23 protein-coding genes are annotated in these 24,517 nt (G+C 54.0%); 14 read left to right on the forward strand and 9 right to left on the reverse strand.

Annotation, left to right across the window (positions count from 1 at the left end):
• Window positions 1-52: 52 nt before the first annotated feature.
• Complete coding sequence (locus VB712_RS11965; RefSeq protein ID WP_323254955.1) at window positions 53-721, reverse strand: MBL fold metallo-hydrolase; 669 nt, start codon at window positions 719-721, stop codon at window positions 53-55.
• A gap of 44 nt (window positions 722-765) precedes the next feature.
• Between VB712_RS11965 and VB712_RS11970 the strand changes: the two genes are divergently transcribed.
• On the forward strand, window positions 766-2,238 hold the full coding sequence (locus VB712_RS11970) for a site-2 protease family protein (RefSeq protein WP_323254957.1): 1,473 nt from the start codon (window positions 766-768) through the stop codon (window positions 2,236-2,238).
• A gap of 71 nt (window positions 2,239-2,309) precedes the next feature.
• On the opposite strand, the gene VB712_RS11975 is transcribed toward VB712_RS11970, so the two are convergent.
• Genes VB712_RS11975 through VB712_RS11985 form a run of 3 tightly spaced genes read right to left on the reverse strand, consistent with a single transcriptional unit; the run spans window position 2,310 to window position 5,791 of the window.
• The gene (locus VB712_RS11975; protein ID WP_323254959.1) at window positions 2,310-3,650 is read right to left on the reverse strand and encodes a TldD/PmbA family protein; all 1,341 of its coding nucleotides are present in this window, start codon (window positions 3,648-3,650) and stop codon (window positions 2,310-2,312) included.
• A gap of 20 nt (window positions 3,651-3,670) precedes the next feature.
• Window positions 3,671-4,267 (reverse strand): Uma2 family endonuclease, encoded by a 597-nt coding sequence (locus tag VB712_RS11980; protein WP_323254961.1) that lies wholly within the window; start codon window positions 4,265-4,267, stop codon window positions 3,671-3,673.
• A 48-nt stretch (window positions 4,268-4,315) separates the two neighbouring features.
• Window positions 4,316-5,791, reverse strand: coding sequence for a TldD/PmbA family protein (locus VB712_RS11985; RefSeq protein ID WP_323254963.1), 1,476 nt, complete (start codon window positions 5,789-5,791; stop codon window positions 4,316-4,318).
• Window positions 5,792-6,374: 583 nt separating this feature from the next.
• On the opposite strand from VB712_RS11985, the gene psbU reads away from it, so the two are divergent.
• Complete coding sequence (psbU, locus tag VB712_RS11990) at window positions 6,375-6,758, forward strand: photosystem II complex extrinsic protein PsbU (protein ID WP_323254965.1); 384 nt, start codon at window positions 6,375-6,377, stop codon at window positions 6,756-6,758.
• Window positions 6,759-6,922: 164 nt separating this feature from the next.
• Here psbU and leuS read toward each other — a convergent pair whose 3' ends face one another.
• The 4 genes from leuS to VB712_RS12010 all read right to left on the reverse strand — a co-directional run bounded on the left by leuS (window position 6,923) and on the right by VB712_RS12010 (window position 12,209).
• Window positions 6,923-9,481, reverse strand: coding sequence for a leucine--tRNA ligase (gene leuS, locus VB712_RS11995; protein ID WP_323254967.1), 2,559 nt, complete (start codon window positions 9,479-9,481; stop codon window positions 6,923-6,925).
• Between the two features lie 175 nt (window positions 9,482-9,656).
• A complete protein-coding gene (locus tag VB712_RS12000) occupies window positions 9,657-9,932 on the reverse strand; it encodes a hypothetical protein (RefSeq protein WP_323254969.1) in 276 nt (91 codons plus the stop codon).
• A gap of 86 nt (window positions 9,933-10,018) precedes the next feature.
• Window positions 10,019-10,846, reverse strand: a complete 828-nt coding sequence (locus VB712_RS12005; RefSeq protein ID WP_323254971.1) for an alpha/beta hydrolase — start codon at window positions 10,844-10,846, stop codon at window positions 10,019-10,021.
• A gap of 25 nt (window positions 10,847-10,871) precedes the next feature.
• Window positions 10,872-12,209 carry a 16S rRNA (cytosine(967)-C(5))-methyltransferase gene (locus tag VB712_RS12010; RefSeq protein WP_323254973.1) on the reverse strand — a complete coding sequence of 446 codons (1,338 nt, stop codon included), beginning with the start codon at window positions 12,207-12,209 and terminating at the stop codon, window positions 10,872-10,874.
• Window positions 12,210-12,512: 303 nt separating this feature from the next.
• Between VB712_RS12010 and VB712_RS12015 the strand changes: the two genes are divergently transcribed.
• From VB712_RS12015 to VB712_RS12030, 4 genes are all read left to right on the forward strand, one after another.
• Window positions 12,513-13,007: an orange carotenoid protein N-terminal domain-containing protein gene (locus tag VB712_RS12015; protein ID WP_323254975.1), complete on the forward strand. Its 495-nt coding sequence runs from the start codon at window positions 12,513-12,515 to the stop codon at window positions 13,005-13,007.
• Between the two features lie 101 nt (window positions 13,008-13,108).
• Window positions 13,109-13,501, forward strand: coding sequence for a nuclear transport factor 2 family protein (locus VB712_RS12020; protein ID WP_323254976.1), 393 nt, complete (start codon window positions 13,109-13,111; stop codon window positions 13,499-13,501).
• Between the two features lie 536 nt (window positions 13,502-14,037).
• Entirely contained in the window at window positions 14,038-14,535 is a 498-nt protein-coding gene (locus tag VB712_RS12025) for a pentapeptide repeat-containing protein (protein WP_323254978.1), read from the forward strand.
• Between the two features lie 210 nt (window positions 14,536-14,745).
• The gene (locus VB712_RS12030) at window positions 14,746-16,326 is read left to right on the forward strand and encodes a SpoIID/LytB domain-containing protein (protein ID WP_323254980.1); all 1,581 of its coding nucleotides are present in this window, start codon (window positions 14,746-14,748) and stop codon (window positions 16,324-16,326) included.
• A 1-nt stretch (window position 16,327) separates the two neighbouring features.
• Here the strand turns inward: VB712_RS12030 and VB712_RS12035 are convergent, their stop codons facing one another.
• Entirely contained in the window at window positions 16,328-17,209 is an 882-nt protein-coding gene (locus VB712_RS12035; RefSeq protein ID WP_323254982.1) for a 4-hydroxybenzoate solanesyltransferase, read from the reverse strand.
• A 223-nt stretch (window positions 17,210-17,432) separates the two neighbouring features.
• Here VB712_RS12035 and coaE point away from each other — a divergent pair, with 223 nt between their 5' ends.
• From coaE to VB712_RS12075, 8 genes are all read left to right on the forward strand, one after another.
• Window positions 17,433-18,038 carry a dephospho-CoA kinase gene (gene coaE, locus VB712_RS12040; RefSeq protein WP_323254984.1) on the forward strand — a complete coding sequence of 202 codons (606 nt, stop codon included), beginning with the start codon at window positions 17,433-17,435 and terminating at the stop codon, window positions 18,036-18,038.
• Window positions 18,039-18,137: 99 nt separating this feature from the next.
• Complete coding sequence (locus tag VB712_RS12045; protein WP_323254986.1) at window positions 18,138-19,223, forward strand: peptidoglycan-binding domain-containing protein; 1,086 nt, start codon at window positions 18,138-18,140, stop codon at window positions 19,221-19,223.
• 92 nt (window positions 19,224-19,315) lie between these two features.
• Window positions 19,316-20,284, forward strand: a complete 969-nt coding sequence (locus VB712_RS12050) for a hypothetical protein (RefSeq protein ID WP_323254988.1) — start codon at window positions 19,316-19,318, stop codon at window positions 20,282-20,284.
• A gap of 40 nt (window positions 20,285-20,324) precedes the next feature.
• A complete protein-coding gene (locus tag VB712_RS12055; protein ID WP_323254990.1) occupies window positions 20,325-20,972 on the forward strand; it encodes a PspA/IM30 family protein in 648 nt (215 codons plus the stop codon).
• Between the two features lie 108 nt (window positions 20,973-21,080).
• Window positions 21,081-22,088, forward strand: coding sequence for an ABC transporter ATP-binding protein (locus VB712_RS12060; RefSeq protein WP_323254992.1), 1,008 nt, complete (start codon window positions 21,081-21,083; stop codon window positions 22,086-22,088).
• Window positions 22,089-22,123: 35 nt separating this feature from the next.
• Window positions 22,124-22,924 carry an ABC transporter permease gene (locus VB712_RS12065; protein ID WP_416236333.1) on the forward strand — a complete coding sequence of 267 codons (801 nt, stop codon included), beginning with the start codon at window positions 22,124-22,126 and terminating at the stop codon, window positions 22,922-22,924.
• A 3-nt stretch (window positions 22,925-22,927) separates the two neighbouring features.
• Window positions 22,928-23,482, forward strand: a complete 555-nt coding sequence (locus VB712_RS12070) for a helix-hairpin-helix domain-containing protein (RefSeq protein WP_323254996.1) — start codon at window positions 22,928-22,930, stop codon at window positions 23,480-23,482.
• 70 nt (window positions 23,483-23,552) lie between these two features.
• A complete protein-coding gene (locus VB712_RS12075) occupies window positions 23,553-24,455 on the forward strand; it encodes a phosphatidate cytidylyltransferase (RefSeq protein ID WP_323254998.1) in 903 nt (300 codons plus the stop codon).
• The last annotated feature ends 62 nt before the right edge of the window (window positions 24,456-24,517 follow it).

Consider the following 24,517-nt stretch of genomic DNA (forward strand, 5'->3'; position numbering starts at 1 on the left):
AAGATTTTTGTGCCTCCGGCAGGCTTACGCCAACGCCCATACTTCCCACTTCCTACTCCTCACCCTTTACTGCTCTCAACCCCTCCAAATCCAACGCCTTCAACTGCGGCCAAGGGTCGGCAATCAGGCCCAATTCCCCTAGATAGCGACGGTTGGCCCCCGGACAAAGATAGGCTAGGGGTTTATGGGCGAGGCTAGAGCATAACTTCGCCACGCTCGCCAACTGTCGCCCCCAATGGAATGTTTTCTCCTGCCGTATTGGCCCGATTTGACCCGGTGCGATGGGGAGCAAATGGCGGCCTGTGAATAAAATTCCCCCCTGCTGTTCCACATAGAGACAACTGGAGCCAGGGGAATAGCCCGGAGTCCACAGGGCGCGGATATCGGGGGTGAGGAAATATTGATCTTGAAAAGGGGTGAGTGAGCGTCCCGGAATCAGATAGGCCTCCTGCTCTTGAATGGCGATCGCACAACGGAATTGGTCTTGAATTTTGCCCAATTTTGGGCCAATGGCATCCCGATGGCTAATCCACAACGTCCCCACACCCCCCTGTTCTTGCAGCCAAGCCTGTAACTCCTCCGTCCACAGCGGACAATCAATCAAAATATTCTGGCCACCTTTTTCTACAATAAGGTAGGCAAGACTGCCCTCACGATGGCCCGGTAGGCTGAAAATTCCCGGTAGAATGGACTGAGGCAAATGGATGGGATGATTCGGCATTGGGTTCGACGAGAGTTGCATAGCAAGGGTAGAAATTAGACTGTATGGAAATCGTAGAAATACTCCTGCTCATTTTCTTGGGCATTATTAGTTACCTTATCGTGAAGCGTACCGTGGCACAGTTGACGGATACGCCGATTTGGTTGCTCTGGGCGACACTGATGGCCCCTCCGGTATTTTTGTCCCTGTGGTTGGTGATTATGGGGGATGATCAACCCCTGCCGTTGGTGGTAGCGCTGCTGCCGTTTATTGTTTGTACGATACTTTACTGGTGGTTGATCCAACGGGGGCGGAAAACTTCCGTGGAGCCGAAGGCAGCGATCGCTCTAACTGAACCCGACTCCAACCAGAAACCCACGAACCCCAACCCCCTCACCGCTGAGGAGGAAAAAAGCTTACGCAATTGCTTCCCATGGGGGATTTATTACCTCCAAGCGGTGGACTATCGCCCCCAAGCGATCCTCTGTCGGGGGCGGTTGACCACTAATCCAGAGGTGGCCTATGAGAAGGTGCGGGAAAATGTCGAATCAAAATTTGGCGATCGCTTCCTGCTCATTTTCCAAGAAGGCCAACCGAACAAGCCTTTTTTCGCCCTCGTTCCCAACCCCTGGAACAAAACCCAAACCGAACGCCATCAAGAACCCCTCCACCGTCCCCTCTGGGCCAGCGCTTTATTTCTGATTACCCTCTTCACCACAACGGTCATCGGCATTGAGTTTGCGGGCATCGCCCTAAAGCAAGTTCAAACAGAACCCATCCTCTTGCTTCAGGGGTTGAGCTATAGCTTGCCCCTCTTGCTCATTTTAGGGGTGCATGAATTTAGCCACTATGGAGCCTCCCTCTATTACCAAGTCCGGACGACGCTCCCCTATTTCATCCCGATGCCCTTCTTGCTGGGAACCTTTGGGGCCTTTATCCAAACGCGATCGCCCATGCCCCACCGTCGCGCCCTCTTTGACATTGCCTTTGCGGGGCCCATTGGCGGCTTTCTCCTCGCCCTGCCGTTGTTAATCTGGGGGCTACACCTTTCCACCCCCGTCCCCCTTGAGGAAACCTCCAGCTTATTAAACTTCAAATCCCTTGACCCCCGCTTTTCCTTCTTGATGGCGGTGCTGAGTAAAGTCACCCTAGGGTCTGAATTTGGTGCAGATATGGCGATTCAACTCCATCCCATCGCCGTTGCGGGCTATTTAGGCATCATCATCACCGCTTTAAATTTAATGCCCGTCGGCCAATTGGATGGGGGGCATATTGTCCATGCCATGTTTGGCCAACGCATGGCCATGGGCATTGGTCAGATTGCCCGGTTATTAATGTTGATTTTGGGGTTTGTGCGCTCTGAGTTTATTATTTGGGCCATTTTCCTGCTCTTTATGCCCAACATGGATGAGCCGGCCCTCAATGATGTGACGGAACTCAACCAAGGCCGAGATCTGTTAGGGTTGGCGGCCTTAACGCTGTTGGTGGTCATTTTATTGCCCCTCCCCGGTGGTGTGGCCCAATGGTTGCAGGTTTAAACGACCCCACCCCCTAGGGGATGGGGTATAGCAACGTTTGGGAGGGGGCAACCGTTGCGCCGTCCGTTGGCTTATTCCCCCGTCACCGAAACATCATCCACCCAAACGCGGGGGCAAATCCCCCCAGGGGTGAGTTCTGGGGTGGTTTCGATATAGGCGATCGCCTTGAGCAGTTCCCGGAAATCCCCGGCAATCGTTGCTGCATCGACGCTGACCTTCTCCCCTTTATTCACCAACCAACCATCAAAGGGCAGTGAAAACGAACCCTGGAGCGCACTCACCCCCGCATGGAGGGCGCTGAGGTCATCAATGAGCAGAACATTTTCCGCCGTGGCCAGATCGTATTGGGGATCGACGGTTTTACCGGGGAGGACGTGGTAAAAGTGGGGGCTGACGCTGACTTTTGCGCCGATGTTGGCGTGGCCCGTGGGTTGGGCGTTAAGGCGTTTGGCGGTTCCGGCACTGTGGATAAAGCTGGTTAACACGCCATCGGTAATCAGGGGAACGGCGCGGGTAGGTGTGCCTTCGCCATCGAAGGTTTCTGCCCCCACATTTTCGGGGTGGAGGGCATCATCAACGAGGGAAAGGAGAGGAGAGGCGATCGCCTGGCCGATGGATTCCGGGGTAGATAAACTTTGGTTATCTAAAACACTTTGGGCATTAAAGAGGTTAGAAAAGGCCCCTAAAAGGCTCAGGAATGCTTCCCCGGAAAAAACAACGCGGTATTTCCCGGAGGGAATTTTTTGATAATTGAGATGGCTGATGGTTTTGGCGCTGGCTTCTTGGATGCAGTGGGCGATCGCCAAACTTTCCAACCCCGCACTCATGCGAAAACTCCCCGCACTGCGGGGCTTTTTCCCCTCCTGTTCCGTCTTGCTATAAAGATAAACTGAAGCATAGGTGCGTTCTTCAGACCGTACCGCCCCGCTACTATTGAGATAAAACCGCTCAATTTCCTGTTGAGACAGGCCGTTATAGGGAACACTATGGATGGCAGGATGGGCCGCTAGCAGTTGCTTTTCCGCATCAACCAGGGCAGAGATCAGGTCAGTGACCGGGGCAGGTTGGGCCTTGGCAGTATTAACAGCAGGAAGGGGAGCGGTGGCTTCGGGGCTGAAGTCGGGGATATGGTCTTTGACACCAAATGTGCTAGCTTCCTGAGCCGTTTTGAGGGCCAATTCAATGCCAACGGGATCAACATTCGTAGTGCTGGTTACGCCCATCGTGCCTTGATCGTTCCAAACGCGAACGATGACGCTGGAGCGGTTGGAGGCTTTCACCTGTTTGGGTTCGCCTTGATCAACCTGGACGCTAATGCCATCGGTATTGGCACCATAAACATCATATTTATGAATCCCCAATTTTTGGGCAATTTCTTGGGTGTATTGGGCGAGTTTTTGTGTTTGTACCATGGTTTTGAAGTTAGATAAATTTAGGGAGCAAACGGGTTTAAACAGGCAAAAATTTCCTCAACACTGAGGTTTTGATCTGCCATAAACAGAGTAGGCACAATGGCCGCATTACTCCAAGTTTGTGGCTGTTGGTTTGGCTGAAAACTGATCAGGATTTTCTCGCTCGGATCGAGTAACCAGCCCAGCTTTGTCCCGTAATTGAGACAAAAGAGTAGGTTATCAATCACCCGACTGGGACTTTGGGCGGGGGATAAAATTTCAATCGCCCAATCAGGGGCGATCGCAAAATCATTGGCAATTTCTCCCGCCCCATCACGGGGCAACCGCTCCCATCCAAATACACTAATATCTGGAACAAGGGAGCGTTGGGCTTGCCCTTGCGGAGCAATATCGCCCAAAGTACAGCGCAACTCTGGAAAGGCCAAATAGGTTTGGGTGGGAATTCCCCGTTGATTGAGCCAAGCAATCAGCCACCCTTGCAAAACACTGTGTTTTCCTTTTGGCATCGGTTTGGGATAGAGATGGCCGGCAACATATTCAGTAGCAGGCTTGGTTTCCGGTTGAGCGAGGAAGTCCGAGAGGGAGAGGCTGGGGGATGCGGTGAGAGGAGTAGCCATAGTTGTTGATCCTGAGGGGTAGGTGGGCAATGCCCACCCTGCGGGGGGTTAGCGACCGCCGACGGTGATGGAATCCACCTTAATATGGGGTTGACCCACGGTGACGTAGATGCTGCCACTGACTGAACCACAGAAACCGGGCGCAAGACTCAGATCCTCAGAACACATTGAAATCTTGTGCATGATGTCCTTCGCCTCACCGATCAGGATCGCCCCCTTCAGCGGCTTCGTCACTTTCCCCTTCTCAATTAGGTAGGCCTCATCCACACCGAAATTAAACTCACCCGTCGGCCCCACACTGCCGCCCCCCATCTTCTTGCAATAAATACCGTGATCAATGGAGGCAAAAATGGCATCCAAACTGTAATCCCCCGGCGCAATGTAGGTATTGCGCATCCGGGAAGCGGCGGCGTAGTTGTAGCTTTGACGGCGGCCGCTGCCCGTGCGGGGGTGGCCCGTCCGCATTTGGCCGGCGCGATCGCTCAGGAAATTCTTCAAAATCCCATTCTCAATCAACAGCGTCCGCTGCGTCGGCATCCCCTCATCATCCATATCCAACGTCCCAAAGGCATCCTCCGATCGCCCCTCATCCCAAGCCGTCAGATTCTCATGGGCAATCTTTTCCCCCTTCTTGTCTAAGAACGGCGTAGTTTTGCGCTCAATTTGCGTCGTTTCCAACAAATGGCCACAGGCCTCATGGAAAATCACACCGCCAAAATGATTCGCCATCACAATCGGGTACGTCCCCGACTCCACATAATCGGCATAGAGCATCTGCCCTGCACTTTCGGCGATTTGGGCGGCCGCCTTTTGATAATTCCAATTGCGGAGGAAATCAGGATCACTGGTGTCCCCATCCCGCAAACCGTTCGAGGTGCGGTGTTCCCCATCGGCACAAAGCACATTGCAAGAGACCGATTGGGTGAGGCGAATATCCCGCGCAAACGTGCCATCACTGGCCGCCACCAGCACTTCCTGCCAATCCCGGAAAAATGCCGCCCGCCGTGCTTGGAGATGGCTGGTTTTTTTCTCCAGGCTGTCGGTGGTGGCCAGGAGAATATCCCCCATTTCTTGAATCGAGCTACATTCCGGCAACCACAGTTCTTTATCCTTGGCCGTCGCATAGTCCCGCAACATTTCCAGATAAATTTCCGGGACGAAGGCATTGGGGCCGGGCAGATGGAGGCCGAGGATGGACAGGGCTTTTTCGAGGGCCGTTTTTAAGCCATTGAAAGATAGATCGTTAGTGCTAACGTAACAATCCCCCTTACCTAAAAAGACGCGAATCCCCGCCCCTGTGGTGAGGCTGGGGGAAATGCTGGTGATGCGATCGTCTTCTGCCAAGCAACTGATGTAGTTGACCCGTTCTAGGAAAAATTCGACAAAATCAGCCCCCGCTGCCCGGCCTAAACCGAGGAGTGTGGAGAGGGGAGCCTCCCAAGTACCATCAAACCGGGCAGGGGTAGCGAGGTGATAGTCAAGGCTGGGGAGTTCTTTCGTGATCAAGAGAGTGCTTGGAGACATAGGAGATGAATTGACATGGGTGATCAGCAGCGTCTCGCTTAGTCTAGCAAAATCCCTGGCTTAGAACTCTGCTCAAGAAGACTGTGGAGCGACCCCTTCTAGGCTAAGATGGGTGGATATCAAATGGATATAAAGAGAATGCCTGCGGTCATTCTTCAATTTCTCCTTGCTGAGGAGATTTTTTCAATGACCCCCACCGGGCATCTGCCGAGGTGGGGGAGTGACCGGAGATAACCCGGTCGTAGCTGCGAATAGGCCACTCAGGTTAGTACGGCAACACTTCCGGTTGCTTCTCTAAATCGGATTATTTGTAAGGCCCTGGAATCTCAGGGAGTGGGGTCAGCCCAGAAACACCGTGCTAACTGGCTTAAGAGACCTGTAGTTTTGGAATTATCTTCCATTCAACTGGAAGCGCATTGACCAGTTCAGTGCTACGAGGGTTGAGCTACTTTATCGCGCCACGGGCATTTTGGTCAGTTGTCCGTAAAGATTGTCAGTCAGTGGGGTATTGAACCCCGCTGCCTGACGATTGTTTCCTCCCCCACCTGCGGTGCGAGGTGGGGGTTTCCACAAGGAGATTTTTATGAAACGATTAATCAATGGGCTATTGGTGATAGTGCTGGTGATGGGTGTGTTTTTCTGGGGTGCTCAACCGAGCCAAGCCGCAGAATCCACCTATCGCAATAATGCGGATGTGATGCTACAAACGGAGTTTGGGGCGAAAATTGACCTGAATAATACCAATGTTCGGGCATTCCGCAAGTTGCGCGGTTTCTATCCGGTGTTGGCGCAAAAAATCGTCAGCAATGCGCCTTACAAGAATGTCAAAGATGTTTTGAACATTCCAGGACTGTCGGAAACCCAAAAGGAACGCCTCCAAGCCAATTTAGATGCGTTTACGGTGTTGGATGCGGTGGATGTCTTCACGGAAGGAGACGATCGCCTCAATAACGGCATTTACGACTAGATCCCCCCTAAACACCTGGTAGGGTGGGCAATGCCCACCCTACGCTAGATCCCCCCTGCCCCCCTTAAAAAGGGGGGTTTTTTGTTGTGACCCTGTAGGGGCGTTGGTGTAAGCCTGTAGGGGCGAAAAATTTTTCGCCCCCACACGCACATTTTGCCCCCACATTAAGACCCAGGGGCGACGACGAAATTCACCAATTTACCGGGGACGACGATCACCTTTTTCACCACCTGACCCTCTAGGTAGGGTTGGATTTTGGTAGAACTGCGGGCGTAAGCCTCTAATTCTGCTTTGGTGGCATTGGTGGGAACTTGGATCAGATCCCGCTTTTTGCCCATCACCTGCACCACGAGGGGGATTTCATCCACCATCAAAGCATCAGGATCGGCAACGGGCCAAGGCTGTTGATGGATCGAGCCGGTTTGTCCCAACTCGTGCCACAGTTCTTCCGCTAAATGGGGGGCAAAGGGTGCTAAAAGGATCAGCAGGGTATGAATCCCCTCTTGATAAACGGAAGAGGTGAGATGATGGGTATCGCTGAGGGCGTTGCTCAGTTTCATTAATTCTGAAACAGCGGTATTAAATTGATAATCTCCTGCGAGGTCTTCGGAGATGGCGGCGATCGCCCCATGAATGGCCCGCCGTAACTCCTTCTCCCCCTTGCTCAATTCCCCCACTACCGAGGGAGTCACCCCTTGATAAGCCTGCACCAATCGCCACACCCGATTTAAAAACCGGAATTGCCCCTCCACATCCGCATCATCCCATTCCAGATCCTTCTCTGGAGGTGCTTTAAAGAGGATGAACATCCGGGCCGTATCTGCGCCATATTTCCCCAGCACCGCCTTGGGATCTACGCCGTTGTATTTCGACTTCGACATTTTTTCATAGAACGCCTCCAAGGGTTCCCCGGTTTCCGGGTCTTGGGGGTTGTTGCTATCCACCTGATCGGCGGGGATATATTTCCCCGTGATTGGATTTTTATAGGTGAGGGCCTGCACCATCCCCTGAGTGAGGAGGCGTTGAAAGGGTTCATTAATGGTGATCAGGTTGCGATCGCGCAACACCTTTGTAAAGAAGCGGGAATAAAGGAGGTGTAAAATCGCGTGTTCAATCCCCCCCACATACTGATCCACCGCCAGCCAATTTTGCGCCGCCTCCGGCGTGAACACCGCCTGATCATTCAACGCATCAGTATAGCGGAGGAAATACCAAGAGGAATCAATAAATGTGTCCATCGTGTCGGTTTCCCGTTTCGCCGGTTCCCCACAACTGGGGCAAGGCACATTCACCCAATCCGCCATTTTCGCCAAAGGGGAAGGGCCACGACCGGAAAACGCCACCTGTTCCGGCAACTTCACCGGCAAATCAGCATCGGGAACCGGAACCGTCCCACAACTGGGGCAATGGATCACCGGAATCGGACAGCCCCAATAGCGTTGCCGGGAAATCAGCCAATCCCGCAAGCGGTATTGAATCCGGGCCTTACCATAGCCTTGAGCCTCAGCATATTCAATAATTTTCGTTTTTCCTGTTACCGAATCCGTGCCATCAAAGGAGCCAGAATTAACCATCAGCCCCGGCTCGGTATAGGCCTGCTCAAGAACCGCAGCGGCATCCCCATCGGCGGGAATAATCACCGTTTTAATCGCTAAATTATTTTGGGTAGCAAAGGCAAAATCCCGCTGATCATGGGCGGGAACCCCCATCACTGCCCCCGTGCCATATTCATACAACACATAATCCGCAATCCAGATCGGCACTTCTTCCCCGGTAAAGGGATTAATCGCCATGCCCCCGGTGGGAATGCCCCGTTTGGGTTTATCTTCAGCGGTGCGATCCTGCTCGCTGGTTTGGGCGATTTCGGTAACGAATTGGTTCACGGCAGGGGTGCGATCGCCCCTCGTTACTTCAACCGTTAAAGGGTGTTCGGGGGCTAAAACCAAATAAGTCACGCCGTAGACCGTATCAGGGCGCGTCGTAAACACAGCAATTTTTTGATCCAGCCCGACAACGGGAAACTCTAAATAGGCCCCCACGGATTTGCCGATCCAATTTTCCTGCATCAACTTCACCCGCTCCGGCCAGCCGGTGAGCTGATCCAAATCCTGTAACAGGGCTTCGGCATAGTCGGTAATTTTTAAAAACCATTGGCGCAATAACTTACGCTCCACCTTCGCCCCCGATCGCCAGGATTTTCCCTCACTATCCACCTGCTCATTAGCCAGCACCGTCTGATCAATGGGATCCCAATTCACCGCCGCCTCTCTTTGGTAGGCCAGGCCCGCATCGAGGAATTGTAAAAACAGCCATTGCGTCCAGCGGTAGTAATCCGGGGCGCAGGTGGTGACTTCCCGATCCCAATCAATGGAGAGGCCCAATTCTTTCAACTGCTCCCGCATTTGGGCAATATTTTGCAGCGTCCAAGTAGCGGGAGGAATACCGCGATCGATGGCGGCATTTTCCGCCGGTAGCCCAAAGGCATCCCAGCCCATGGGGTGCAAAACCCGATAACCTTGCATCCGTTTTTGTCGGGCAATCACATCGGTAATCACATAGTTGCGCACATGGCCCATGTGGAGACTCCCTGAAGGATAGGGAAACATCGAAAGGGCGTAAAACTTTGGTTTTTGCCGATCCTCCCCAGTGCGGTCTAACCCCTGGTCAGCCCAAAACTGTTGCCATTTTGACTCAATCGCAGCGGCTTGATAGCGGGATTCCACGGTGTTTGCTCCTAGGGGTTAAATGGGACTGGTTTTCATTTTATGGCTTTTGGGGAGTGGGAAGTGGGGATCGGCAATTCCTCTGGTAGGGGCGTTGGCGTAAGCCTACCGGAGGCACAAAAATTTTTCGCCCCACGCCATTCGCCCATTCGCCCCCACACCCGTTCCTGGGATGTTAGGGGGTTTGGCTGTTGGTGGGGGGTTGGGGGTGAGGGTGAGGGTTTTCGGTGTGGTGGAGAAAGTTGAGAAAGAGGACAATGCCGATAATGATGAAGGTTACACCAAACACGGGGGGGTCTTTGGGTTTTTTGGGGGCGGTACTCTTTTTTTCACCACAGGCAAGGCAGACGTAGAGTTGATGGCCTTCTGCAACGATGGTGAATTTGCCACATTTGGGGCAAGCAGTGCAGTGGGGCAAACTGGGGGTATTGCTGGGGGAAGAACTCGACATGACCACGCCCACGTAAAAGGTGCTACTGTTTCTCTACGCAGAAGGGCTTGGATTTATAGGCAGATGTCAAACTTTCTTTACAAAAATTAATCCTGGGCGGTTAACAATTGGCTAAAGGCTTGGAGGGTTTCCGGGTATTTTTCCCCAGCAACCCAGACTAGATCATTATGGCCGGCCCCTTCTACCCAGAGCGATCGCTTCGGTTCGGGGGCTGCCTCATAGAGTTGTTGGCCATGGCTGAAGGCGATCGCCTCATCCGCTGTGCCATGGATGATCAGGATCGGGGCCTTCACCTGATCAATTTTGGCGATGTTACGAAATTTATCAAAGGGGAGCAGGGGGAAAGGAACGACGGTGCGAAAGGCTTGGGTGAAGGTGCTTTCGAGGATGAGGCCCCCCACAGGGTAACGGGTGGCTAACTCCACCGAGGGGCCGCCCCCGATGGATCGCCCTAATAAAATAATTTGCTCTGGTGGGATCTGCTCGACGGCGATCAAATGTTGATAGGCGGCTTCAATGTCTTCATAGGCGTTGGTTTCGGAAGGACGGCCTTCGCTCTGGCCATAGCCGCGATAATCGTAGGCAAAGACGCTAAACCCGGCGTTGTAAATAATGTCCAAAATCGGGGCAATGTCCCCCAAATCTTCGGCATTGCCGTGGGAATAGAGAATCGTATGGGTAGCCTCAGGGTTAGGGCGGTGAATGGCCCGGATGATTTGGGCGTTGGGGGTGGCGATCGCCATCATATCGGGGGTTAGTTCATAACTGACGGGTTGAGGGACGAACATCATCCGATCCGCCATGAAAAAGACATAGAGGGCGAAAAATGTGTAAATGAAGAGGAGCGATCGCCCCAACCGCGCCCAACTTAATTCGCCAATCAGTAACCGCCGCCATTTTGGATCCATCAACATCCTGCCAACCCTATACCTTCCCAGTTTAGGCGGGAGCGATGAGAGCCACCATAAAAAAGCCATCCATCTGCGCCCGCTGGGGCCAAATTTTGACCCAACCCTCCGGACTGGCAAAGGAGGAAAATTCAGGGCCAGGGGGGCTGATCTGCCAATCCGCATGATGGCTTAAAAAATCTTGAATAATGTCCTCATTTTCCGGCGGGTTGAGGGTACAGGTGGCATAGACTAACCGGCCACCGGGCTTAAGCCAGCGAGCAGTATTGGCTAATAATTCCTTTTGTAGTTGCGTGAGTTGGGCAATATTATCGGGGGTTTGTCGCCACCGAATATCAGGATGGCGGTGGAGCGTTCCCAAGCCGGAACAGGGGACATCGAGGAGGAGGCGATCCGCCCAGCCCACAAAATCGCCACGGGTCGCACTATCCCCTAAGTGGGTTTCAATACAGGTTAATCCTAACCGTTGGGCGTTTTGGCTGACTTTTTCGAGGCGGTGGGGAGTGCGATCGCAGGCGATTACCGTCCCCGCATCCTCCATCCGTTCCGCAATATCCGTCGTTTTCCCCCCTGGGGCCGCGCAGGCATCGATAATCGTCTCCCCCGGTTGCGGATCGAGCAACGCCCCCCCCCATTGAGCGCTCCTATCCTGCACCGTCCACCAACCCCGCCGAAAACCGGGCAGCTTGGGAATTGCCCCCACCGAACCGGGCAACCGCAGGGCGCGGGGCAAGGCGGGAACAGTTTGGGCTTTCACTCCCGATTCTGATAAAGCAGCTTGAACGGTGGCGGGGTCAGATTTGAGGGGATTCACCCGCAGATCAATCACCGGAGCCTGATTAAACCAATCACAAAGGGCGATCGCCTCCTCTTCCCCCAATTCCCCCCACCATTGCCCCACCATCCAATCGGGAAAGCTGGCGGTGATCGCCAAGCGTTGGATCGGATCATCGGGAAGCGTCAGGGGGTCTGTCCCCGCTTCCGTTTGGCGGAGATAGTTGCGCAATAGGCCATTCACCACTTTTGTTAAGCGCCCTTGGCCGTTGGTTTTCGCCAGTTCAACGCTTGTATCCACAGCAGCAGAGGGGGGGATGTGGTCGAGGTAGCGGAGTTGGTAGAGGCCCAATTGCAGGATCGTGCGCAATAGGGGCGGTTGGGCTTGGGCGGGTTTTGTGCCGAGATGGTCAATGATGGCGTTGAGGGTGCGTTGACGACGAACTACACCGTAGACGAGTTCAGTCACAAGGCCGCGATCGCTCTTCGGCAGGTCGGGGGTTTTGCCCAGGGTGCGGTCAAGGGCAATATCGGTATAGGCTCCGTGGCGATCGATTTGTTGGAGGGTGATCAGGGCAAGGTGGCGGGGATTCATGGGGGAAGCTCAGGTTCTGGACTTCCCAGATTAGCGGTTTCCCGGAACCCCTGGGAAGGCGGCCCTAGCCAACTGGGCAGTCAACTGGCAAGCGTGCTACTAATGGCCCTTAGGGTGATGAAGCCCGATTGACCGTGATCAATGTCACAATGCATATCAGATAAATTTTGTCTAGTTAATGTCATACATTTTTAATATTTATTTGCACTTCGTTGGAAAAGTTTGCATAATGGGGGGTAAGCAAGCCAAGCTAACCAGTCGCTGTCTTGTGAGCAATCTGAAGAAAAGCCAAGAGGAATCGCCATGACTTACTCCATTTCACGCCAAGCCACTCTTCCTGAATTGGCCAATGCAGTTGCGACCACCACTGAGCAAATTAAACGCCTCGGTGCCGATGACCAACTTGCTCTCCTGTGGTTTGCCTATAAGCAATTGGGTCGCTCCATGACCCCCGCCGCCCCCGGAGCCGCTCGTCTCGAATTCGCCCAAGGGCTGCTCGATGAGTTCAAAGCCATGAGCCGTGAGCAACAAATGACGGCGATGCGCAACCTTGTCAATCGTGTCAACAATCCCATCAGTCGGGCCTACGGTATCCTCAGCACCAATACTAAACTGGCCTTCTGGTTTGTTTTGAGTGAATTGATGGTGGAGGGAACGGTGATTCCTGTCCCCGATGCCTACATCATGAGTCCTGATGCCCTGCGAGCCTTTAAGGCATTGGAAAACCTGGAGTTTAACCAACAAATCACGGTCTTCCGCAATGTGGTTGCGCCGATGGGCTTTGATCCCTTTGCCTAGGTTTGTTGGGGCTGATCCCTTCTAAAGTCCACATCCTTTACTTTTTGGGGGGCAGGGCAACACCTTGCCCCCTTTGCTATTCCATTTTTGGGAGACTCCTTATGGTTTTTACCCCTAGGGCAGCGCTGACATCAGCAACGCAACCGGAGGTGATTGCTCTCTATTTCACCGCCCTCAATGCTGAAGATTACGATGCGGCGGCGGCCTGCTTTGCCCCCAGCGGTCAACTGATCCCCCCCTTTGAAACCGCGATTACGGGGCCAAGGGCGATCGCCCGCTACCTGCAAAAAGAAGCCCCCGGCATGACCTTTACCCTTGAGCAAATTCAACCCCAGGGGGAAAGCCACTATTACCTTCGGGGCAAAGCCTGCTCCCCTTGGTTTAACCTGAGCGTGGCTTGGGAAATTGATCTCAATCCCCAAGGGGCGATCGCCCAATTGCAAATCCACCTCCTCGCCAAGCCGGAAGAACTGTTAATGCTCCGCCCCCATTAAGGAGCCTCAAAGGGAAATCATAAAATGGGCGAAAAGACAACCCCTGATTCTGACAATTTGCGATCGCTGACCGATATATTAATTGATCTTTATAGATCCGGAGGCGATCGCAACCGATCCTGCATAAATTGACAAGAAAGTCAATCTCCCAAATGAGGGGTGAGGAGGGGAGGAGCATACACCTTCACTCTATCCTCTCTGCTCTATCCTCTTTCCTCCCTATGTGAGACAGATTTTCTCGTGATCATTAAGTTATGCAACGTTTCAGTAAGAGTTACGCGACTTCAGCCTATCGATAGATTTAACTGCCCCAATCCATTGCTATTATAGAAAGCAGGAAGAGCAGTTCAAAGGTCTCAGCAAGGTTATTCTTGCCCAGCACTTGTGTTGATTAAACCTGAGCGTCATAGTGATTTAATCAATCCTTTTTACCGTCAGATTTTACTGTGGATGTGGGCAGACCTTGAGTGGTTCTTCTGGGTGTTGAGGACAGAAGTCATTGGGAGGAACGTATGCGTTACTTAAACATTGCATCTATGATCACTTTAGCCACCGTTTTAGGGCTGGCAGCGCCAGGACTAGCGGAAACGGCTCAGAATCTGGAAACCTTGACGGAGACCCGTGCTTGCCCAGGTTGTGATTTATCCGGTGCGGATCTCACCGGGTTGCACTTGATCGGGGCAGATTTACGCGATGCGGATTTGACCGATGCGAATTTGACCGGCGCAAATTTAGAAGGGGCAGATTTAACCGGCGCAGATTTAACAGGTGCAAACTTGACGCTAACGATGCTCACCGATGCCGAACTGACCGATACGAATCTCTCCCATGCCACGCTCCACGCCACGATCCTTAATAGTGCTGTTCTCGAAGGCGTTAACTTCACCGCCGCCACCCTCAGCGATGTGCAATTAGCAGGAGCAACATTAACCGATATTGTCATTACCGATGCCACCATCGAAAACACACCCATTAGTGTGGGGGGAAGCTGGGATGAAATGGATCCCGATATCCTTCCGGAAATGGTGGAGTAGGTTCAATTTCCAACTTGATCGTTCCCCCCATGCAAAAGTTTGGGATGGATAGATTGGCAGTGGTTTGCATCTTTCGGATGCTGACCACTGTTTTTCTGATGTTGTACTCTAGGGGGAAGGAGAGAGAAAAGAGAAGAGAGCGATGGATTCAGCTTGCTTGTCACCCCTCAATTCTCTCTCCTCAATCCTCAATCCTCAATCCTCATTCCTATGCTTCGACCCGCTGCCCTCCTCCTGTTGCCGACCTTGCTGCTGGGTATTGCTCCCCCGGCCATCGCTGTCACGGAAATTTCCGTCGGCATTGTGCAACGGTTTGGGGATGGCCAGATCGATGGGCAGGCTAGTGTGGAGCGTCTCACCCTCAGCAGCGCGGATAATCGCCCCCTCACGCTCCAATTCAAAGATGGCCGCGGCCAGCCCACCACCGTCACCGCCGCCACTGTCACCCTTGAGATTCGCCCCCAGCCTCAAAGCAATCCGGTTTTACAGGAATGGGTGGTTTTGGGGGATCATGCCACGTTTGAAACCGCTGAAGACCACGCCAAACGCTGGGCGAGTCGGGGCATTGAGGTGGAAGTCACCCAGCCGGGCCGCTGGCAAGTTTGGGCGAAAAGGGATGTGTATGCTACACCCATGTTGCGACGCAAACTGTTAGAAAGCCTTGAGGAGGCGGGGGAAACGGGGCCTTATCTCCACAGTGAACTGTTACAAACTACGCCCATTGTTTCCTTCCAAGTGGGCAACTTTCGCTACAACCGTACTGAATTGGCGATAACGACCCCCAGTAACCGCATTCAAGTTCAAGATGCTCAAGGCACGATTCTTTATGGCGGTCGGATGCACGTCCAGCCCAATGCCTATGGGGATTTTACCTTAGTGAATGAGGTGGATATTGAAACCTATTTGCGGGGGGTGGTTCCCCATGAGATTGGCCCCCAAGCCCCCTATACGGCGGTACAGGCGCAGACGGTGATCGCCCGTACCTATGCCCTGCGGAATACGCGCCGCTTTCGGGCGGATAACTATGAACTCTGCGCGACGGTGCATTGTCAGGTTTATAAGGGGTTGACGGGGACGGTGGCAACGGCGGATCGGGCGATTCAAGCAACGGCGGGCCAGGTGCTTACCTACGATAATGAGTTAGTGGATGCCCTCTATTCTGCCCATAGTGGTGGGGTGACGGCGCAATTTGAGGACATTTGGGATGGTGCGCCCCGGCCCTATCTTCAGGCGCGGGTGGATGCGATCGCCCCCCCTTGGGATTTAGCCCAAAATCCCCTCAATACGGAACCGGCAATCCGGGCATTTTTGAATCAAAGGCAAGGGTTTAATGGGGCGAATAGTTCTGTATTCCGTTGGGAACGCAGCAGCACGTTACCCGAACTCACCGCCGACCTCAACCGCTATCTAGATCGCATTAAACACCCCTTGAATCCGGTGGGGCGGATTATTCGCATGGCGGTGACGGAGCGATCGCCCTCGGGCCGGATTCGCATTTTAGCGATTACCACCGATAAGGGCCTGATTGAACTGCGCAAAACCGAAGCCCGCAGTGCTTTAGGGCCGCCCCGTAGCACATTGTTTTATCTCGATCCGATCCTCAATGGCCAGGGAGAACTCACCGGCTACCGCTTTGTGGGGGGAGGGTTTGGCCATGCCGTGGGCTTAAGTCAATACAGTGCCTACACCCTCTCTCAACAGGGTTGGAATTATGCCCGGATTCTTCAGTTTTATTATCCGGGGACGACCCTTGAGGCGCTCACGCCGGAGATTGTGCGGTATCGGGAATAAGCTAACTCCACAGTACGCCGGTAATCATTCCCGCTAAAAGGATGAAGCCGATCGCCACGTTTTGGCTAAAGATTTGGCCATAACAGGCGCGGGGGAGGTCGGGATTGAAGAGCAGGCGGGTTTGATTGCCCCAGAGGAGGAGGGCGATCGCCCAACTCACCCAAAAACTGCCATAGAGGGAGATCACCACCGCCATCACCGCTAAACAGGCCGCCGTGCCGAGGAAGAACAGCCCCACCGCATGGGGGGCAAAGGAGCCAAAAAACAAGGCACTGGACTGGATGCCAATGCGGGCATCATCGGGGCGATCGCTCATCGCATAGACCGTATCAAAGCCCAACGTCCACAACACCACCGCTCCCCATAACAATCCTGTCCCCAGGGTTAAGCTCCCCGTCACCGCCGTCCAACTGATCAACACCGCAAACCCCCAAGCTATAGCCAGCACCAATTGCGGCACGGGAAACACCCGTTTCGCCGCCGGATAGAGCAAAATCACCGGCACAGCCGCCACCGCCAGCCAGAAACTGAGGGGTTTGAGGTAAAACGCCAAACCCGCCGCACAGGCCAGGGCGACAATCCCAACGGCGATCCCGGTTTGAATCGATAAACTCCGGGCCGCGAGGGGACGGGCTTGGGTGCGCTCCACTTGGGGGTCAATATCGCGATCCCAAAGGTCATTAGCGACACAACCGGCAGCACTGGTGGCTAAACTGCCGAGAATAATCACCCCCACCAGGGGCCAGGGGGGCAGGCCCTTCGCAGCGAGAAAGACGGCCCAAAGGGCGGGAATCATTAAAATCAGGCGACCGGCGGGTTTATCCCAGCGCAACAGACGGAGAATGGTTTGCCAACGGGGTTCAGAGGAGGATTGCAGAGTCATGGCCGCAGGGGAAACGCAATTTATAGTTATCCTAACCGTTTAGCGGCCAAGGAATCGGCTCACCCTTGTAGGGGCGAAAAATCTTTCGCCCTCCCCATGCCGATTTGCGGTAGTGTGCCGGATCAATAATCTTTAAAGCCACGGGGGAGCGGACTGAAATCCGCATTACGAACTTTTCCTGATGATTCTGTCTAGCACTATAGGTTCGATGAGAGGAGAAATCATGCAGCGGCGCATTGGGTTGACGGGGGGCATTAGTACGGGGAAGAGTACGGTGGCGGATTATTTAGCTAATCGCTACGGCCTGCCGGTGTTTGATGCGGATCAGGCGGCGCGGCAGGCGGTAATGGTGGGAAGTCCGGTGTGGGAACGGGTGCGAGATAGGTACGGTCACGAGATCCTATTACCGGATGGCGAAATTAACCGCCGAAAATTGGGGGAGATTGTGTTTAGCGATCCTGCGGAACTGCGCTGGTTGGAGGGGGAAATTCATCCCGTGGTAGGCGATCGCCTCGCCCAAACCCTCACCACCTGGACTGATCAACCCAGGGTGATTTTAATGATCCCCCTCTTATTTGAAGCGAACATGACCGATCTCGTCAGCGAAATTTGGGTCGTAACCTGCGATCCGGCACAACAACAACAGCGATTGATAGAGCGCGATCGCCTCACCACGGCTCAAGCCCAAGCCCGGATCAATCAGCAAATGCCCTTAGCGGCAAAGATCGCTGCCGCCGATCAGGTTTTGCACAATACCGGAACATTGGCGGAGCTTTATGGGCAGATTGATCAGGCATTGGGGGAGTGGGGAGTGGGAAGTGGGGAGTGAAGGGGAGATCCTCATTATTGCGATAGAATTAATCGGCGGCTCCCCTTGCTCAAAACCCTTTCCCTTGTCGTCCATTCGTCGCCCATCACAGCTATACGCATGGTCAATCCATTCCTTGACTTATTACCATCTCTACCGGGCAATTCTTTGGGGTTGCGATCGCAAGCTCGACTTGAAGAAACCCTTCAACCCCGTTACGAACCCGCCGCCCCCTCGGAAAACCCCGCCGTCCCTTACTACACGGGGTTAATTCTTCTATCGGTTTTAACCTTTGGGTTTCTACTGTTTTTACTTTTTAAAAAGCAAATTAAAGAGGTGCGGTTTGCCACCTTTGCCACGGTGTTGATCGGGGTAGGATTGCCAATTTTAGCCATTGTTGAACTGACGACGGATTTAGTCTTGCGGGAAGAAAATTCCCCTGTACCCACTGCTTCCCCTCGGCCGACGGCTCGCCCATCTCCAGAAGCTGCTGAAGATCCTGAGGATGAGGGCGAAACCGCTGATCCCGCTGATCCCGCCGATCCAGAACTGATCGATTCTATGGATCCAGAGGCACAGTCGGGAACCGCAGTGGTGGAAATTCCCCTCGATTTTCCGAACCCTGCTTCAGGATCAGACCCCCAAACCACAACCCCTGGCATCAATGGCGATGATGCTCCGGAAGCTAGTAATGAGTTAACGCTTTTGATGACGGGGGCGGCTCCCCTTGCCCGCCCTAGCCGCAGTAGCTCCCCGCGAGCAACTCCCCAATCACCTGCCGCGAACCGCTCCCCATCGGTTCCGGCCAGGACAACCCCCCTCCAACCGCCCCGCTCCCCCTTTGCCCCCCTGACCCAATTCAGCCAAGATTTACCCCGCTCTGCACCCCGGAACAACCCAGCACAACCCAGTTTTTCCCTCTCCCACCTCGATTTTTCTCAACCGATTCGGTTTGAGCGTCTTCTGCGTTCCCAGTTGAGGGGTTTGGATGTGTTGGCCTTGCAAAAACTGCTTCAGGATCTTGATTTTTATGGCGGCCCCCTGGATGGTTATTTAGGCCAGGAAACGGAAAGGGCGATCGCCCGCTTTCAAGCCGCCTATGCCCTCCTCCCCGATGGTATTTTTGGCTTGAGCACCTGCGAGATTCTCAATGCCCAAACCCCAGAGCTAACACTGATTTGCCAAATGGTAGCCCTAGAGGATTAACCCATAACCCCAACGGGAAACCCAGATCCCGTTGTATCCTGGGGTTAAGATTTCCCTCCCTGTTTGGCCCTATTTTGGATTTTTGAACCCCCATGAGCCAAGACCCCAAACCCGTTACGCTACATCCCACCCTTGAAGCGGCCCTCGGTTGCCTGGATGTGGATGTGGATCGTGAGCTAGCCCGCTATCGCCGCCAGCGGCAACAACATGAACCCGCTGCGACAACAACAGCGGTGGCCATTGCTGCCCCTGCCCCTATCCCTGCCCCCAGTCAGGATCACGACATTGCCAACTATACCCAGCCCCCTCGCCCCCCCGCCGAGGGTCAAAGTCCCCAAACCTATCTCCAATCCTCAGAGCAACTCCTCAATACCCTCAAGCAGGATGATTCGCCAGGGACTCCGGCGGCCAAATCTGCGAAAAAACGGGGCTTAAGCCCCTTAGCTCTAGGGGCGATGGGGTTGGGCGTGCTGACTGTAGCCCTCCTTGGTTGGGCGTTTTATGGCCCTGATCCCTTCGCACCAGAACCCATCAGTGAAACGCCCCTCGCCCCCACTGAGTCCCCCTCGTCCTCTAGGGAGTTGGATGCCAATGGTGCGCCCTTGAATCTGGATGGCCCCGATCTTGCTACCGAGGAAACCCCCACAACTTCGGCATTGCCCGCCCCCGAACCGGAAGCGGGTGAGCCAGCGCCGGCCCCTAGTCCCGCCATCCCTGGACGGCCTTCCGATCTCACATCAGCGCTTTTGCCTGATCCCAATTCTCCTATTCCCGCCCCAGAACCCTCCCCCACCCCCGCAGCCCCCCCCAGGGAAACCATCCCCAATGTGGCCACTGCGCCCCCCAGTAATGATCCCTACTATTATGTGTTGGTGGGTTACGATGGTGAGGCTTCCCTTCGGGAAGCGCGGGGAGCAATTCCTGATGCCTATGTGCGGCAATTTCCCCAGGGCATTCGGATTCAAATGGGGGCCTTTGATAATGCGGCGGATGCCCAACGGTTGGCGAATGCGCTGCAAAGTCGGGGCCTTGTGGGGGAAGTCCACCAAGGCCCCGACTAAGGGGATTAGGATCGGTTTAGCGTTATTCACTGAACAAGCGATGACTGTCTGGAAAAGAGCCTGGCGATTGGTGGAAGCCAATGTCAATCATTGGATCACGGCGACGGAGGATCCGGCGCAACGGTTGATGCAGATGATCACTCAGATGCAGGAGGAGTTGACGACGCTGCGCCAAGGGGTGGCGATGGCGATCGCCACCCACAAGCGCACTGAACGCCAAGCCCTCCAAAACGAAGCGGCGGCGGCGGATTGCTACCAACGGGCCCAAGGGGCGATCGCCGCTCAGGATGAGCCTACGGCCCGGGCCGCTCTCCACCGTCGCCATACCTATCAGGAAACGGCAGCCTTTTTACGATCCCAACTCCAGGAGCAGGGGGGGGCGATCGCCAAGCTCAAGCAGGATTTACAAACCCTCGAAAGCCGCTATGCCCAAGCCTGGATTAAACAGGAAATGATCATGGCTCGTCTTCAGTCCGCCCAGGCCAGCCGTCGCCTTCAGGAATTATTATCAGCCACAGAGGATAGCCCTTGGGCAATGTTTGACCGGGTGGAGGCGCAGCTTTTGACGGAGGAGGCGGTGGTGGAATTAGCGGACAATACTTCAGAGGCGAAGTTTAACCGTTTGGAGCGAGAAGCCCGCCTCGAAGCGGAGTTAAACCAATTAAAAATGCAGGGGGGCGCGTCGTGAGTCACCATCCTTTGGAAGTTGCCCTGATGATTGAAGTTGAACATTTGAGCACAATGATCCCTTTATCCCGGGTGATCCGCCTGTTGAAATGCTCCGGAGGTTGCCCCCATGATTGAAGTGGAACATCTGAGTAAGAGTTATGGCCCCCATCCCGCCATTGAGGATGTGTTTTTTACCGTGGAGCCGGGGGAAATTTTGGGCTTTTTGGGGCCCAATGGGGCAGGGAAGACGACGACAATGCGGATTTTATCGGGCTATCTTCCCGCCAGTTCCGGCACGGCAAGGGTGGCGGGCTTTGATGTCCATACCCAATCGATGGCGGTGCGCCAACGCATTGGTTATCTCCCGGAAAATCCCCCCCTTTATAACGAGATGACCGTGTTGGGTTATCTCCATTTTGTGGCGCGGATTAAGGGGGTGAATGCGGGCGATCGCCGCAAACAGGTGGATCTTGCCATTCAACAATGCAATCTGGAAACGGAAACCCAAACGCTGATCGGCCGACTTTCCAAGGGGTTTCGCCAACGGGTGGGTTTAGCCCAGGCCATCGTTCACAATCCCCCGGTGATTATTCTCGATGAGCCGACGGTGGGCCTCGATCCCCGCCAAATTATGGAGGTGCGCAATTTAATCAAGGGTTTAGCGGGAAATCATACGATTATCCTTTCGACGCACATCCTACCGGAAGTGAGCATGACCTGCGATCGCGTCGCGATTATCAACCATGGTCGGATTGTTGCCACCGATGCCCCGGATACCCTCATGGAGGAGTTGATCGGCCGCCTCGGTTATGCGGTGGAAATTGGCGGTATGAGTCCATTGCTGACACAAAAATTGATGGCGATTTCTGGGGTGCGGGAGGTACAGGTGGAGGACATCCCCGATTCGGCCCGCACCCGTTTACAGATTACCTGCCATGGGGAAACGGAACCGGGGAGTGCGATCGCCAATGCGATTATTAAATCCGGTTGTCAACTCCATGAAATGCGCCGCACCCGCCCCACCCTAGAGGATGTGTTCTTAGAGTTAACCACCGAGGAAGAGCCTTTGCCGATGGTGGACAGCACCATTGATAAGGTCGATGCTGATGACCCTGAATTAATCGTAGACCCTTGAGATTCCCTGCTACCCATAGCAATTAATTTGAGTAGATCATGACCTTACTCGCTAATATTCTCGCCATCTTTCGCAAAGAACTGCAAAGTTATTTCCTCTCCCCTTTGGCCTATGTGGTGGCGGGGTTGTTTTGGCTGCTGTCGGGGATTGTCTTTGTCTATTTGCTCCTCAGTCCCAATGGGATTATTCAAGAGGTGGCCATTGGTGAACAGTCCGGTATTCCCATGCCGCCGGTAGATGTGGCCTATATTTTCCTGCTGCGCTATTTGGGGATCATCGGTTCCCTTACCTCGTTTATTGTTCCGCTCCTTTCCATGGGCCTCTATGCCGAAGAGCGCAAAAACGGCACATTAGAACTCCTGGCCACTTCCCCCCTCACCAATTGGGCGGTGGCCCTGGGGAAATTGCTCGGTGTGTTGATGTTTTATATCACGCTCTTGATGCCCATGTTGGTGTTGGAATTGGTGGCCTTTGCGGCCGCTGACCCCCCAGTGCCTCCCGCTGTCCCCTTAGTGGCCCATGTGGGTTTAATCCTCTTGGCGGCGGCGTTGCTCTCCTTGGGAATGTTTCTTTCTTCCCTCACCCAGAGCAATATTATTGCCGCCATCCTCACTTTTGCCCTGGTGTTATTGTTGGCGATTATGGATTTAGTCGGGCGACAGTTGGGACAACCCTATGAGGGGGCGATCGCCCATATTTCTTTAATTAAACATTACGAAAATTTAGTCCAAGGGGTTTTTGATAGTAGTAGCTTATTTGTGTTTGCCAGCTATATTTTCCTAGGCATTTTCCTCACCGCCCAATCCATTGAAATTCTCCGCTTCCAACGCTCCTAACCCATGGCACAGTGGTGGCAACAACTTCAGCAATGGGGGCAAAGCCTCACCCCCCAACAACGGGCGATCCGCACCAGATTAGCCCAAAACCCCTATGCTCGGTTGAAATCCCCCCTAGAGGTGGCGATCGCCGCTGAACTGGGCTTAACCCTCGATGCCAACACCGCCAGCGTTGACGATTGGCTCCGCCTACCGGGGATTTCCATTCACCAAGCCCGCGCCCTCGTCGCCCTCACCGCCAACGGCGTGCAGTTCCTCTGTTTGGAGGATCTAGCAGCAGCCCTCACCCTGCCCCTGGCCCGTTTGGAACCCTACGCCCCATTACTCCGCTTCACCTACCGCGATCCCGCCAGCCTCATCGCCCCGATCCAACTCAACGCCAACACCGCCACCCCGGAACAACTGGCGCAAATCCCAGTTTTAAATGCGGAGTTAGTCGCAAAGTTCGTGGGGGAGCGCGATCGCCATGGCCCCTACCCCAATCTCGCCGCCCTTCAAAACCGCCTCAACCTCAACCCGGATTTAGTAGCCCAATTAATCTACTACCTTAAGTTTTAAGCTTCGCGCCCCTTAAAGTTCTGATAAGATTTCTTTAACCTAATTCTTACATTCAACCCCCAACTGTCCTATGCCTTGGTCTCGTGTCGTGAGTGCAATTGTGGCCCTGGGTGCCGCCTTAACGATGATTTTGGCCGGTGGCTGGTATTTTACCGCTGGTTTCATGGTGATTGTTTACCTGGGTCAACGGGAATACTTCAACCTCGTGCGGGCCAAAGGCATTGAGCCAGCCGCCAAAACCACATTGGTGTTATCCCAATTACTGCTGATTATTGCAACTATCGCCCCTGCCTTCACCGATGCCTTTTCCCCCATCAGCGGCATCCTGATTTTTTGTTATCTCTTGTTTCAACCCAAAATTGCCACCATTGCCGATATGGCCACCTCGATCCTCGGCCTGTTTTACGGCGGTTGGCTGCCTACCTATTGGATTCGGTTGCGGGTGGGGCTAGATTTTCCCTCAGGCATTTTAATCGCCGCTGACCCTGACCACACCCCCGCCCTACAACTGGCCCAGCCCTCCTGGTGGGAACTAGCCACCCATCCTGATCGCCTCTCCCCGGCGTTAACGATTACGGTTTTGGCCTTTGCCTGCATTTGGGCGGCGGATATTGGGGCCTATTTGATGGGCAAATTTTTTGGCCGCACGAAACTTTCCCCCATTAGCCCGAAGAAAACTGTGGAGGGGGCAGCCTTTGGCATTTTCGGCAGTACCGTTGTGGGGTTAGCAGGGGCTTGGGGCCTCCATTGGCACAGTTGGGCCACGACGGGCATCATTTTGGGGTTATTGATTGGTTGTGTTAGTTTAGCGGGGGATTTAACGGAATCGATGATGAAACGGGATGCAGGGATGAAGGATTCCAGCCAACTGATCCCCGGCCATGGGGGCATTTTAGACCGTACCGATAGTTATGTCTTTACCGCCCCCTTCGTCTACTACTTCGTAACGCTCTTTTTACCGATGTTCCCCTAACCACCCCAACCCCATAAAACCGGGTTTTTCCCGTAGGGGCGAAAAATTTTTCGCCCCACTCA

Source organism: Spirulina sp. CCNP1310, assembly GCF_034932185.1.
Taxonomy (GTDB): Bacteria; Cyanobacteriota; Cyanobacteriia; order Cyanobacteriales; family Spirulinaceae; genus Spirulina.